This is a genomic window from Caballeronia sp. GACF4, assembly GCF_023631025.1.
Taxonomy (GTDB): Bacteria; Pseudomonadota; Gammaproteobacteria; order Burkholderiales; family Burkholderiaceae; genus Caballeronia.
The window spans coordinates 152,890-166,552 of record NZ_JALQDW010000010.1 but is presented as its reverse complement, the minus strand read 5'-3'; the positions used below and the strand labels follow the sequence as shown (position 1 = coordinate 166,552).

The following is a 13,663-nucleotide window of genomic DNA, read 5'->3' as shown; positions in this document are numbered from 1 at the left end:
ACAAAACGGGCATGAGCACGCTATGAGCAAAGACTACAAAGACCTGCTGGTTTCCCTCGACATTGGAACGTCGAAGGTGGTCGCGATCGTCGCCGAACTGAAAGGCGAGGGCCACTACGAGGTGATCGGACTCGGTCAGAGCGACTCGAAGGGGTTGAAGAAGGGCGTCGTGGTCAACATCGAGGCCACGGTGCAATCCATTCAGCGCGCGCTCGAGGAAGCCGAGCTGATGGCGGATTGCAAGATCACGAATGTCTTCACCGGCATTGCGGGAAGCCATATCCGCAGCTTCAATTCGAGCGGCATGGTGGCGATCAAGGACAAGGAAGTCACGCAGACGGACGTCGCCCGCGTGATCGAAACGGCCAAGGCCATCAACATCCCGACCGATCAGCAGGTGCTGCATATCCTGACGCAGGAATTCATCATCGACGGACAGGAAGACGTGCGCGAGCCTATCGGCATGAGCGGTATCCGGCTCGAAGTAAAGGTGCATATCGTGACGGGCGCGGTGAGCGCGGCGCAGAACATCGTGAAGTGCGTGCGCCGCTGCGGGCTCGAAGTGAACGACCTCATTCTTCAGCCGCTCGCCTCGTCGCTGGCGGTGTTGACGGAAGACGAGAAGGAACTGGGCGTGGTGCTCGTCGATATCGGCGGCGGCACGACGGACATCGCCATCTTCAGCGAAGGCGCGATCCGTCACACGGCCGTGATTCCCATCGCTGGCGATCAAATCACGAGCGACGTCGCGATGGCGCTGCGCACGCCGACGCCGGACGCGGAAGACATCAAGGTGAGCTACGGCATCGCGAAGCAGGCGCTCGCCGATCCCGACGAGATGATCGAAGTGCCGGGTCTCGGCGAACGCGGTCCGCGCACGCTGTCGCGTCAGGCGCTCGCAGCGGTGGTCGAGCCGCGTGTCGAGGAACTGTTCTCGCTGGTGCAGCAGGTCGTGCGCGAATCCGGCTACGAAGAATTGCTGTCGAGCGGCGTCGTCCTGACCGGCGGCGCGGCGATGATGCCCGGCATGGTCGAACTCGGCGAAGACATTTTCCTGAAGCCAGTGCGTATCGGCGTGCCGGAATACGCGGGCGGCCTTGCAGACGTCGTGCGCAATCCGCGCTATTCGACGGCCATGGGCCTGCTCGCCGAAGGACGCTCGCAACGCATGCGCGGCCGCAAGGTCGCGGTACAGAACGGATCGATGGGCCAGGTCTTCACGCGCATGAAAGACTGGTTTCTCGGAAACTTCTGAATCGAATAAGAAACATAAGTAGCACGAAAGAAAAAGCAGCAGACGCTGAATATAATTCGTGCCAGTACCGGCGGCTGGCGCGCGGTGAGGGGTTGCCCGATCTCTCGCCGAATAACGCCGATCTTCATTCTTGACGGAGGCAACATGGATTTCGAAATGCTGGAAACGGAAACCAACGGAACGATCATCAAGGTGGTCGGTGTCGGAGGTGCGGGTGGCAACGCCGTGCAGCACATGATCAACAGAGGTGTACAAGGCGTCGACTTCATCGTGATGAATACCGACGCGCAGGCACTGGCTCGCTCACGCGCGCCGGCGGTTCTGCAATTGGGCATGACCGGTCTCGGTGCGGGCGCCAAGCCGGACAAGGGTAAGGAAGCGGCGGAAGACGCGCGCGAGCGTATCGCCGATGCATTGCGTGGCGCGCACATGGTGTTCATCACCGCGGGCATGGGTGGCGGCACGGGGACGGGCGCGGCGCCAGTGGTCGCGCAGATCGCGAAGGAAATGGGCATTCTGACCGTCGGCGTCGTGAGCAAGCCGTTCGAGTTCGAAGGCGGCCGCCGCATGCGCGTGGCGGAAGCCGGCTCGCAGCAGTTGGAAGATCACGTCGACTCGCTCATCGTCGTGTTGAATGACAAGCTGTTCGACGTAATGGGCGATGACGCCGAAATGGACAAGTGCTTCCAGTGCGCGGATGACGTGCTGAACAACGCTGTCGCGGGCATCGCGGAAATCATCAACGTCGATGGTCTCGTGAACGTCGACTTCGAAGACGTGAAGACCGTGATGGGCGAGCAAGGCAAAGCGATGATGGGCACGGCGACAGTCGCCGGCGTCGATCGCGCGCGTCTCGCGGCGGAACAGGCCGTGGCGAGCCCGTTGCTCGAAGGCGTGGACTTGTCGGGTGCGCGCGGCGTGCTCGTGAATATCACGTCGAGCCGTTCGCTGCGTTTGTCGGAAACGCGTGAAGTGATGAATACCATCAAGAGCTACGCGGCCGACGACGCAACCGTGATCTTCGGCGCGGTGTACGACGACGCAATGGGCGACGCCCTGCGCGTGACGGTGGTGGCAACGGGCCTGGGCCGTGCGGCGAAGAAGCAGCAGCAAGCGCCAATGACCCTCCTGCGCACGGGCACCGACAATCAGCCGGTCGCGCATGCGCACGCAACGCACAACACGTATTCGCCGCAGCATGGTCAGCCGACGGATTACGGTCAGCTGGACACGCCGGCAGTGTGGCGTTCGACGCGGGAAACGGCGGCATCGCATGTGCAGGCATTGCAGGAAAAGGGCGTCGACACTTACGACATCCCGGCGTTCCTGCGCAAGCAAGCGGACTAAGACGGGCCTCATCGCCGAATCATGGCGACGAGCGAAGCCGTAGCACCCGTTATCACGCGCGCTGAGTCGAGAAGCGCGACAATGCAGGCTTCACGTGGGGCGACTGTCCAAGGCCGCGTTCGAGGACGTATCGAATCGGACGCCAGGCCGTGGCCAGGCGCTCTCCACGAATTTGCCACTGTGCAGATGAAGCCGGTGTCGTCGAACTTCGCGATAAAGCGTCAAGCGCGGGACGATGCACTTCGCCGGAATGTGCGGGCACTGACGAGGGAAGGACCGAGCATGATCAAAGTGGGTGAAACGTTGCCGGATGTGCGTCTCTTCGAGTTCATCGAGGAGCCGAGCGAAGGCTGCGCCGTGGGACCGAACGGGTTCTCGGCGCGCGAGCGGACCGCTGGCAAGCGCGTGGTGATCTTCGGATTGCCGGGCGCGTTCACGCCGACGTGTTCCGCCAGACACGTGCCCGGCTATGTCGAGGCGGCGGAGAAGTTTTCCGCTGAGGGTATCGACGAAGTCTGGTGCGTTTCCGTCAACGACGCGTTCGTCATGAACGCGTGGGGACGCGATCTTCAAACCGCGGGCAAGGTGAAGATGATCGCGGACGGCAGTGCGCGTTTTGCCCAGGCACTCGGACTGGATCAGGATTTGACCGAGCGCGGCATGGGGATTCGTTCCCAGCGCTACGCGATGGTGATCGACAATGGCGTGGTCAAGACGCTCAATGTCGAAGCGCCCGGCAAGTTCGAAGTCAGCGACGCTCAAAGCATCCTGGCGACGTTGCGCTGAGTGAAGCGGCGTCGCGTTGTCTCTGTACAACGCCGCAGACGCACTCTCAAACAGCCGCAACTTGGGGCCGATGACCGGAAATGCCTCCATTCCGGCCATCGGCCCGTTCTACTTCATTAAATCTGTCATCGGCAGGTAACACCGGGAAACACTTGAAACCTCCCGGAGCGCGACGACGTGCACTGGATGGAGTATACTTCGGCCTATTAGCTTATATAGTGCGATTAATTCTCTTTATTGGGAATTCATATCGGAAGAAGAAAATCATGTTGAAGCAGCGAACAATCAAGACCGTAGTCAAGACCGTGGGGATCGGGCTCCATTCCGGCCGGAAGGTCGAACTGACGCTCAAGCCCGCACCGGCTGGCACGGGCATCGTGTTCTCGCGTATCGACTTGCCGCAGCCGGTCGACATTCCCGCGTCCGCGATGGCAGTCGGCGACACGCGTCTGGCGTCCGTGTTGCAGAAGGACGGCGCGCGCGTTTCCACCGTCGAGCACTTGATGTCGGCATGCGCGGGACTCGGTATCGACAATCTGTATGTCGATGTAACCGCCGAGGAAATCCCGATCATGGACGGCAGCGCGGCTTCGTTCGTGTTTCTGATTCAATCGGCGGGTATCGAAGAGCAGAACGCGCCGAAGAAATTCATCAAGGTGACGAAGCCCGTCGAAGTGCGCGACGGCGATAAATTCGCGCGTCTCGACCCGTATTTCGGCTTCAAACTGAGCTTTACCATCGACTTCCGTCACCCAGCCGTCGACAAGACCGGTCAGGCGTTGGAAGTGGATTTCGCGACTACGTCATATGTGCGTGAAATCGCGCGTGCTCGTACGTTCGGCTTTGCGCACGAAGTTGAAATGATGCGCGAACTCGGTCTCGCACGCGGCGGCAGCATGGACAACGCGATCGTGCTCGACGAGTACCGCATCCTGAATAACGACGGCTTGCGCTACGACGACGAATTCGTGAAGCACAAGATGCTGGACGCCATTGGCGACCTGTATGTCGTGGGGCATCCCCTGCTCGCGTCCTACAAGGCGTACAAGGGCGGCCACGCCATGAACAACATGCTTTTGCGCGAATTGCTCGCAAACGAAGACGCTTACGAAATGGTCACGTTCGAGGACATTCAGAAGGCGCCGCGCGGTTTCAGTTTCGACACGCAGACGGCATTTGCCTGAGTCACTTCAGGCAGCGAGTTTCAAGCGAATGAGCGGTGCGAAAGCATCGCTCATTTTTTTTCGCCGTTGCCTCGATGACGCGCGGCCATTTTCGCGAGCGCTTCCTGTAGCGGCGAAGGCGCGAGCGTCTCGGCAAGCTCGTGCAGCGCCGATGCGCCCGCCGCCGACATCCGCGCTTGCTTGGGCGGCACCGCGTCCTGCATCGATTGCGGACGCACGCGCACTCTCAGCGAGTTGACCGCCCAGCCGCGTTGCTGCAAATCGGCGAGCAAAGTGGGCTCGATATGGCGCAGCCGCGCCGCGAGCGCGTTATGCGCGGCGAAAAGCGCTAGCACGCCATCCTTGATGAAACCGGGCTCGACATTGGCCGCGAGATAATCCGGCAGGAGCGTGCTCAGATCGCGCTGCAGCGCCGCCACTTGCTCGACGCCTGCCCGCAATGCGCGAAAGGCATCGGTGCGATCGAGGACATCGGCCAGCGCCTGTGGCTTGCGCGGATCGAACCGCTGCGGTCCAGATCTTGAATTTGTAGAAAAACGGCTCATTTTTGGCTTGAGAACGCCCGACGCAATGGTTCGATTGTAACGCGCGCCCGCGCGCTTCCCCGACGCGCAAGCCTTATTCGGCAACCGCGCCGGAACAAACTTTCAAACGGTTGACTGTCGCGTTCCCCCGACGCGCGCGAGCCCACGCGGACGTAAGGTCTGCCAAACTCGCGTGCTAAAATTCCCGATTCGATTTCACCCAATGGACTTAAGTCGCCGGGGTTCTCCGAACTCGGACGCAGCAAGCAACATGCGCCCATCCGAAGCCGCGACGCAGACACTGATCCGATGACCACCGGTTTCCTTCAGAAGATTTTTGGCAGCCGCAATCAGCGGCTGGTCAAGCAGTACCAAAAGACCGTTGTGGCGATCAACGCCCTCGAGCCGACCGTCGAGAAATACACGGACGATCAGCTACGCGCGAAGACGGACGAGTTCCGCCAGCGCGTCGCGAGCGGCGAATCGCTCGACGTGCTTCTGCCCGAGGCGTTCGCGGTCTGTCGCGAAGCGAGTCGGCGCGTCCTGAAAATGCGCCACTTCGACGTCCAGTTGATCGGCGGCATGGTGCTGCATTACGGCAAGATCGCGGAAATGCGCACGGGCGAAGGCAAGACGCTCGTCGCCACACTCGCCGCGTATCTGAACGCGCTGTCGGGCCGCGGCGTGCATGTCGTGACGGTGAACGACTACCTCGCGCAACGCGACGCCGAATGGATGGCGCGTCTCTACAACTTCCTGGGTCTTTCGTGCGGCGTGAATCTGTCGCAAATGGAACACGGCCAGAAGCAGGAAGCCTACGCGGCGGACATCACTTACGGCACGAACAACGAATTCGGCTTCGACTATCTGCGCGACAACATGGTCTACGAGACCAACGCGCGCGTGCAGCGGCCGCTCAACTTCGCCATCGTCGATGAAGTGGATTCGATCCTCATCGACGAAGCGCGTACGCCGCTCATCATTTCCGGTCAGGCCGAAGATCACACCGACCTCTACGTGCGCATGAATGCGCTCCCGCCGCTGCTCGAACAGCAGATCGGCGAGGAGAAGGCGGACGGCACGGGCGTCGAAAAGCCGGGCGACTACACGCTCGACGAGAAAGCGCGTCAGGTGTTCCTTACCGAATCGGGCCATGAAAAGGCGGAGCGTCTGCTTGCCGAATGGGGTTTGATCGGCGAGGGCGAAAGTCTCTACGCGCCGCAGAACATCACCTTGATGCACCACGTGTACGCCGCTTTGCGCGCGCACACGCTGTTCTTCCGCGATCAGCACTACGTCGTGCAGGGCAGCGAGGTCGTTATCGTCGACGAATTCACGGGCCGCATGATGACGGGCCGCCGCTGGTCGGACGGTCTGCATCAGGCAGTGGAAGCCAAGGAGCACGTGCAGATCCAGAGCGAAAACCAGACGCTCGCTTCCATCACGCTGCAAAACTATTTCCGCATGTATTCCAAGCTGTCCGGCATGACCGGCACGGCTGACACGGAAGCCTACGAGTTCCAGGAAATCTACGGTCTGGAAACGGTCGTGATCCCGACCAACCGTGCGCCGAAGCGTGTCGACAAGCAGGATCAGATCTACAAGACATCGAAGGAACGTTATGACGCCGTCATCCGCGACATTCGCGAGTGCGTCGAACGCGGTCAGCCAACGCTCGTCGGCACGACGTCCATCGAAGCGTCGGAATTGCTCTCCGGCCTGCTCACTCAGGCAGGCATTCGCCACGAAGTGCTGAACGCGAAGCAGCACGCGCGCGAAGCGGCCATCGTCGCGGAAGCGGGGCGTCCGAGCGCCGTGACCATTGCGACCAACATGGCCGGTCGCGGCACGGACATCGTGCTTGGCGGCAATGTAGAGAAGCAGGCTTCGTTCATCGAGGCGGATCTTTCGATTGCCGAAGGCGAAAAGGCCCGGCTGATTCAGAAGCTGCACGACGAATGGCAGATGCTGCACGACACCGTGAAGGAAGCGGGCGGCCTGCATATCATCGGGACCGAGCGGCATGAATCGCGCCGTATCGACAACCAGTTGCGCGGCCGCGCGGGCCGTCAGGGCGATCCGGGTTCGTCGCGCTTCTATCTTTCGCTGGATGATCCGCTTCTGCGCATTTTCGCGGGCGACCGCGTGCGCGCGATCATGGACCGCCTGAAGATGCCGGAAGGCGAGCCGATCGAAGCGGGCATGGTCACGCGGTCGATCGAAGGGGCGCAGCGCAAGGTGGAAGCGCGCAACTTCGACATCCGGAAGCAACTGCTCGAATACGACGACGTCTCCAACGATCAGCGCAAGGTGATCTATCAGCAGCGCAACGAGTTGCTGGAAGCGACGGACGTGCAGGAAACCATCGCGGCCATGCGTCAGAGCGTGATCGGCGACCTGGTGCGCAACTTCGTGCCGGCGGGCAGTATCGAGGAACAGTGGGACGCGCCCGAGCTCGAAGAAGTGCTGCGCAATGACTGGTCGCTCGATCTCGCCGTGCAGGAGATGATTAACGAGTCGAACTCCATCGACGCCGAGGAAATCAACGAAGCCGTGCTCGCCGCCGCCGACGAAGCGTACGAGGCGAAGGTCGCCATGGTCGGCCGCGATTCATTCAGCGCGTTCGAACGCTCGATCATGCTGCAGACGCTCGACAGCCGCTGGCGCGAACATCTGGCCGCGCTCGATCATCTGCGTCAGGGCATCCATCTGCGCGGCTATGCGCAGAAGAACCCGAAGCAGGAATACAAGCGCGAGGCGTTCGAACTCTTCGCGGCCATGCTCGACGAGGTCAAGCAGGAAGTCACGCGCGTCGTGATGAACGTGCAGATCCAGTCGCCGGAGCAGCTCGAAGAAGCCGCAGAACAGTACGAAGAGCGTGGCAGCCATCTGGAGAACGTGTCGTTCACGCACGCGGACTTCAACGCGCCGGCGGCAGCGCCCGCGCCTGCCGCGGTGGCGGCAACTGCCGCCGCGCAGATGGTCAATCAGGCTATGTCCGCAGGCGACGACGTCAGCGTCGTCACACGTTCAGCCGACGATCTGCCGAAGGTCGGCCGCAACGACCCGTGCCCGTGCGGCAGCGGGAAGAAGTACAAAAACTGTCACGGCAAGCTGGCTTAATAGGCTGCTCAGACGAAACGGACCAAGCGACGCAGCAATGCGTCGTTTGTCCATCTGGCGCTTTCGCGCGCGTTTCACGGCGTCGCTCCGCTCCCGGCGCGCGTCAGTCCTTCATCCTGTGCCGGCCTGGTCTTCTCACCGGCACGCGTCACCTACAGCTGAGTCGCGAACATGGCCGTCAATTTCCCCTCGATCGATCCCGCAGCGCTTCATCCCGTCGCCGGCGTCACGCTAGGCTGGGCCGAGGCGAACATTCGCAAGCCCAATCGCAAGGACGTGCTGGTCATTCGCGTCGATGAAGGCGCGACCGTGGCGGGCGTGTTCACGCAAAATCGTTTTTGCGCCGCACCGGTAATCGTCTGCCGCGAGCATCTCGAAGCCGTTCGCGCGGGCGGCAAGGGCATTCGCGCGCTCGTCATCAACACGGGCAACGCGAATGCGGGCACCGGCGAGCCGGGCCTCGTGATCGCTCGCGAGACTTGCGCGGAGCTTGCGCGCCTCGCGAACCTCGACGCGCAGCAGATCCTGCCGTTCTCCACGGGCGTGATTCTCGAGCCGCTACCGCTCGATCGTCTGAAAGCGGGCTTGCCTGCCGCGCTGGCCAATCAGCAGGCCGCGCACTGGTTCGAAGCCGCGCAGTCCATCATGACCACGGACACGCTGCCGAAAGCCACGTCGCGTCAGGTTCGGATCGACGGCCACACGGTGACCTTTTCGGGCATCAGCAAGGGCGCGGGCATGATCAAGCCGAACATGGCCACCATGCTCGGGTTCCTCGCCTTCGATGCCAACGTCGCGCAACCCGTGCTCGACGAACTGGTGAAGCACGTTGCGGATCGCTCGTTCAACTGCATCACCATCGACGGCGATACCTCGACCAACGATTCATTCATTCTGATCGCGTCGGGCAAATCGAGCCTGCCGGCAGTCACATCGACGGATTCACCCGCTTACGCCGCTTTGCGCGATGCAGTCACTGCCGTCGCGCAAGAACTGGCGCAGCTCATCGTGCGCGATGGCGAAGGCGCGACCAAGTTCATGACGATCACCGTCGAAGGCGGCAAGGACGTCGCGGAATGCCGCCAGATTGCTTATGCAATCGGCCATTCACCGCTCGTGAAGACCGCGTTCTATGCGTCGGACCCTAATCTCGGGCGTATTCTCGCGGCAATCGGCTATGCGGGCGTGGCGGACCTCGACGTCGGCAAGATTGATCTTTACCTCGACGACGTGCTCGTCGCGAAAGCGGGCGGGCGCAACCCCGAGTATCGCGAGGAAGACGGCCAGCGCGTGATGAAAAAGAGCGAGATCGCGATTCGCGTGCTGCTCGGCCGTGGCGACGCACAAGCCACCGTTTGGACCTGTGACCTTTCGCACGATTACGTGAGCATCAACGCCGACTATCGCTCCTGATCCGGCGCGCCCAAGAAAAAGACACCATGGACAAGCTCGAACAATTCCTCACGCGCGCCGAAGCGGTGCTGGCGCGCATCGAAGGCATGTTGCCGCCCGCGGCGCCGGAAATCGACTGGGAATCCGCAGTGGCGTTTCGCTGGCGCAAGCGCCAGGGGCGCGGCTATTTGCAGCCGGTGACGGCTGTTTCGCAGATTGCGCTGGATGATCTCCAGAACATCGACCGTCAGAAAGGCCTGATCGAACAGAATACGCGCCAGTTCGTGCAGAAGCTGCCCGCCAACAATGTGTTGCTGACGGGCGCGCGCGGCACGGGTAAATCGTCGCTCATCAAGGCTTGCCTGAACGCATATTCGAAAGACGGCCTGCGTCTGATTGAAGTCGACAAAGACGATTTGCACGACCTTGGCGACATCGTCGATCTCATTTCGACGCGACCGGAACGCTTCATCGTGTTCTGCGACGATCTTTCCTTCGAGGAAGGCGAGTCTGGCTACAAGGCGCTCAAAGTCGCGCTCGACGGCTCTGTTGCCGCGCAGTCTGACAACGTGCTCATTTACGCGACGTCGAATCGCCGTCACTTGATGCCCGAGTACATGAGCGAAAACGAGACGTACAAGCACACGTCCGATGGCGAGATTCATCCGGGCGAAGTCGTCGAAGAAAAGATTTCGCTGTCGGAGCGTTTCGGGCTGTGGGTGAGCTTCTATCCATTCAAGCAGGACGATTATCTGGCGATCGTCGGCCATTGGCTGAAGCATTTCGGCGTCGATGAAGCCGAGATTGCCGGCGCTCGTGGCGATGCGCTCGTCTGGGCGCTCGAGCGCGGTTCGCGTTCGGGCCGCGTCGCATGGCAGTTCGCGCGCGACTGGTCGGGACGCAAGCAATGACGGACATGACCGACGCCAGGCACAAGAACGAGGCGACCATCGACCTTGCGCCCGATGGCCGCAAGGTGACGAAAGTGGCCGTCGGCGTCATGGTTCAGCCGGACGGGCGCTATCTGCTTGCGCAGCGTCCGCCGGGCAAGCCATACGAAGGTTACTGGGAATTTCCGGGAGGCAAGCTGGAACGAGGAGAGAGCGTCGAGGCTGCGCTTGGCCGGGAGTTGCATGAAGAGCTGGGAATTGACGTGGTCGCCTGTGAACTTTGGCGCACGCTCGAACACGATTATCCGCATGCCTACGTGCGGCTGTTTTTCTGCAAGGTGACGGAGTGGAAGGGCGAGCCGCTCGGGCGCGAAGGGCAGGCTATCTCTTGGCAGACTCTGCCGGTGGACGTGGCGCCGCTGCTACCCGCAGCGATTCCCATTCTGGAATGGCTCGCCGAAGAAGCCTAGTTCAGGCTGCCGCGCGTGTCGTCGTCAGGCGGCGTTTCCTGGGCGTTGCCTCCGATCTTGTACTTTTCGGTGGCCCAGGCGCCCAGATCGATCTGCTTGCAACGCTCAGAGCAGAACGGACGAAAACGGTTTTCCGGTACCCAGCGAACTTCCTTGGCGCAGGTCGGGCATTTGACGACAGTGGTCATGACGATGAGACGTAACGAATGGAGCGGGCTTCGATCTATCCTCGATACGAAACGGAAATGCTCGGGTTCAAAGGCTGCAAAGCGTCAGATGAAAGGGCACGTCGACATCGACGGCGCGCGGCTTGAGATCGCCGTCCTGCACGGTGAAACGCACCCACAGCATGTACTTGTTTGCGCTTGCTTCGGGAATCACGCGAACTTCTTGCGACACCCGCACCTGCATTAGTTGATACGTTCTGCCGGACAACATCTGCTGATAGCTGCCCTGCATGGCCATGACTTTAGACGCCTGGCCGGATTCGCGCGCAAGCCGCAATACGATGGCGGCGGCGTCGCGCAAAGCGAGCATGGGCATGACCCATTTGGCGATGTCCTGCCGGCGCTCTTCCACCGGCAACTGCTGCCACGCGTAATACGAGGGCAAATCGAATTTGCACGTACCGCCGGGAATGATCGTACGACTACGAATACTCGCGAGCCACTCGTTGTCCGCAAGATGCTGGCCGGTCTTGCCGTGCATGTCCGCAAGGCCCGCGAGCGTCTGCTCGATCTCGCCCAGCACCGCTTCCAGCGCTTCTTGTTCGATCCCGGGATTGCCGCGAAAGGGCGCAAGCGTCTGACGCTGACGCTCCAGTTCCTTCATGAGATCGGCTTTGAGGTCCGTACGGCCCGCGACTTCGGCGATCTCGAAGAGCGTGATCAACGCGACATGATGCTCCCGCGGATCTTCCTGAGTCAGAAAGAACGTGAAGCGCTCGAACAGGTCTTCGAGACGCAACAGCGTCCGGATTCGCTCGTTGAAGGGATACTCGTAAAGGATCAAGCGCTCGCCTCGGCGTAGGTCGGTTGCTTCCCCGGCAGGGAAGTCAGGACATTCTAATGCTGCATCCCTACCCTAGCAAATCGCGCCACATTTAGGTCGATTTCGAAGCATTTCGATAATTTCGCCCATGCCGGCCGCAATGAACGCTCATTCGGACGCCAGCGCGAGATAGCGGGCGTGCAAGGTGTCGACATGACGGGCGAGCGTGTCCAGCGTGGATGTTTCATCGTTTATGACGATATCGTCCGCTGCTTCGAGGCGTGCTTTGCGCGTTGCCTGCTTCGCAATGATCGCAAGCACTTGTTCGCGCGCAAAGCCATTACGCCGCATGACGCGCGCGATCTGCGTTTCCACCGGGCAATCGACCACCAGCACGCGTGACACTCGCGTCTTCCAGTTGCCCGATTCCACCAGAAGCGGTACGACGACGATGTGATACGCGCCCGTTGCAGCCTGCCGCTGACGCTCGGTCTCCGCGCGAATCAGTGGATGCACGATGCCTTCGAGCCGGGCCTTCGCGGTATCGTCGGAGAAGACGAGCGTGCGCATTTTCGCGCGGTCGAGGGAGCCGTCGGTTGCAACGAACTCTCGGCCAAACTCATTCGCGATAAGCGGCATTGCGACGCCGCCCGGCGCTGTCACCCGATGCGCGATGAGATCGGTATCGACTAGCGGCACGCCGCGCGCCGCGAAAAGGTCAGCGACCGTGCTTTTGCCGCTGCCGATGCCGCCCGTCAGACCGATGCTGAACATCCGTGGCTCCTTGTCGTCATCCGAACAAAGCATAAAGCGGCGTACCGATAAAAAGCGTGATCGCGCCGCCCGCCGCGAGGAACGGCCCGAACGGCAGCGGTTCTTCGAAGCGCATGCGCCCGCGCCACGTCGCCACGATGCCGAAGGCCGCGCCCGCAACCGCCGAGATCAGCACGACCTGCGCAAGCGCTTCCCAGCCGAGCCACGCGCCGATAGCCGCGAGTAGCTTGAAGTCACCGTAGCCCATGCCTTCGACGCCGCGCGCGAGTTTGAAGAGCCAATAGACGCACCACAGGAAAAGGTAGCCCGCGATGGCGCCGGTCACGGCATCGTGCAGCGTCGCAAACCCGCCCGCGCCGAAATTGACGATGAGCCCGGCCCAAAGCAGAGGCAGCGTCAGCACATCGGGCAAATAGCGCGTGTCGTAATCGATGAGACTGGCCGCCAAGAGCGTCGCGCACAGCCCGAACGCGGCGAACGCGGGCCAGTCCGGTCCGAACGCGTAGAGCGAAAGCGCGGCGAACGTGCCCGTCGTCAGTTCGGTCAGCGGGTAACGCGGGCTCACGCGCGCGCCGCATGACGCGCATCTTCCACGCAGAGCGAGATAGCTGACGACGGGAATGTTTTCCCACGCGCGCAGGACGTGACCGCAATGAGGGCACGCACTGCGCGGCACGGCGAGGTTGAAGCGTTTAGGGTAGGAATCGCCTTCGGGCTGCGGAGCATTTGGAAGCGCTGCATCGACTTCGGCGCGCCAGGCGCGTTCGAGCATGACCGGCAAGCGGTGCACGACGACGGTGAGAAAGCTGCCGATCACGAGGCCGAACACGATGGCGAAGCCGTACTGAACGGCGTACGGAAGCGCGGCAAAAGCCGCGAAATAGCGGCTGGCGTAATGAACGGCGGATGGATCGAACAAAGGCTGCAT

Annotated in this window: 13 protein-coding genes; 8 read left to right on the top strand and 5 right to left on the bottom strand. The window is 61.6% G+C overall.

The genetic code is table 11. The features are described 5' to 3' along the window. Nucleotides 1-22: 22 nt before the first annotated feature. The 4 genes from ftsA (at nucleotide 23) to lpxC (ending at nucleotide 4,572) form a co-directional block, all read left to right on the top strand. Nucleotides 23-1,255, top strand: coding sequence for a cell division protein FtsA (ftsA, locus tag NCR40_RS11585; protein ID WP_244826299.1), 1,233 nt, complete (start codon nucleotides 23-25; stop codon nucleotides 1,253-1,255). A gap of 144 nt (nucleotides 1,256-1,399) precedes the next feature. Beyond that, complete coding sequence (ftsZ, locus tag NCR40_RS11580; RefSeq protein WP_244826298.1) at nucleotides 1,400-2,602, top strand: cell division protein FtsZ; 1,203 nt, start codon at nucleotides 1,400-1,402, stop codon at nucleotides 2,600-2,602. A gap of 282 nt (nucleotides 2,603-2,884) precedes the next feature. Beyond that, on the top strand, nucleotides 2,885-3,388 hold the full coding sequence (locus tag NCR40_RS11575; RefSeq protein WP_250509505.1) for a peroxiredoxin: 504 nt from the start codon (nucleotides 2,885-2,887) through the stop codon (nucleotides 3,386-3,388). A gap of 266 nt (nucleotides 3,389-3,654) precedes the next feature. Then, nucleotides 3,655-4,572, top strand: a complete 918-nt coding sequence (gene lpxC, locus NCR40_RS11570) for a UDP-3-O-acyl-N-acetylglucosamine deacetylase (RefSeq protein WP_250509504.1) — start codon at nucleotides 3,655-3,657, stop codon at nucleotides 4,570-4,572. Nucleotides 4,573-4,622: 50 nt separating this feature from the next. Here lpxC and NCR40_RS11565 read toward each other — a convergent pair whose 3' ends face one another. Next, nucleotides 4,623-5,117 carry a DciA family protein gene (locus tag NCR40_RS11565; RefSeq protein ID WP_250509503.1) on the bottom strand — a complete coding sequence of 165 codons (495 nt, stop codon included), beginning with the start codon at nucleotides 5,115-5,117 and terminating at the stop codon, nucleotides 4,623-4,625. A 288-nt stretch (nucleotides 5,118-5,405) separates the two neighbouring features. Here NCR40_RS11565 and secA point away from each other — a divergent pair, with 288 nt between their 5' ends. The 4 genes from secA (at nucleotide 5,406) to NCR40_RS11540 (ending at nucleotide 10,971) form a co-directional block, all read left to right on the top strand. Next, nucleotides 5,406-8,219 carry a preprotein translocase subunit SecA gene (gene secA, locus NCR40_RS11560; protein WP_244826294.1) on the top strand — a complete coding sequence of 938 codons (2,814 nt, stop codon included), beginning with the start codon at nucleotides 5,406-5,408 and terminating at the stop codon, nucleotides 8,217-8,219. A gap of 171 nt (nucleotides 8,220-8,390) precedes the next feature. Further along, complete coding sequence (argJ, locus tag NCR40_RS11550; protein WP_284507755.1) at nucleotides 8,391-9,632, top strand: bifunctional glutamate N-acetyltransferase/amino-acid acetyltransferase ArgJ; 1,242 nt, start codon at nucleotides 8,391-8,393, stop codon at nucleotides 9,630-9,632. Nucleotides 9,633-9,658: 26 nt separating this feature from the next. Continuing rightward, nucleotides 9,659-10,522, top strand: coding sequence for an ATP-binding protein (locus NCR40_RS11545; protein ID WP_244826292.1), 864 nt, complete (start codon nucleotides 9,659-9,661; stop codon nucleotides 10,520-10,522). Nucleotides 10,523-10,527: 5 nt separating this feature from the next. Next, complete coding sequence (locus NCR40_RS11540) at nucleotides 10,528-10,971, top strand: NUDIX domain-containing protein (protein WP_250509502.1); 444 nt, start codon at nucleotides 10,528-10,530, stop codon at nucleotides 10,969-10,971. Here the strand turns inward: NCR40_RS11540 and NCR40_RS11535 are convergent. From NCR40_RS11535 to NCR40_RS11520, 4 genes are all read right to left on the bottom strand, one after another. After that, nucleotides 10,968-11,159: a DNA gyrase inhibitor YacG gene (locus tag NCR40_RS11535; protein WP_244826290.1), complete on the bottom strand. Its 192-nt coding sequence runs from the start codon at nucleotides 11,157-11,159 to the stop codon at nucleotides 10,968-10,970. The two genes, NCR40_RS11540 and NCR40_RS11535, sit on opposite strands and share 4 nt — an antisense overlap. 67 nt (nucleotides 11,160-11,226) lie before the next feature. Beyond that, a complete protein-coding gene (gene zapD, locus NCR40_RS11530) occupies nucleotides 11,227-11,982 on the bottom strand; it encodes a cell division protein ZapD (protein WP_244826289.1) in 756 nt (251 codons plus the stop codon). A 147-nt stretch (nucleotides 11,983-12,129) separates the two neighbouring features. Then, the gene (coaE, locus tag NCR40_RS11525) at nucleotides 12,130-12,735 is read right to left on the bottom strand and encodes a dephospho-CoA kinase (protein WP_250509501.1); all 606 of its coding nucleotides are present in this window, start codon (nucleotides 12,733-12,735) and stop codon (nucleotides 12,130-12,132) included. Between the two features lie 16 nt (nucleotides 12,736-12,751). Beyond that, entirely contained in the window at nucleotides 12,752-13,663 is a 912-nt protein-coding gene (locus NCR40_RS11520; RefSeq protein ID WP_250509500.1) for a prepilin peptidase, read from the bottom strand.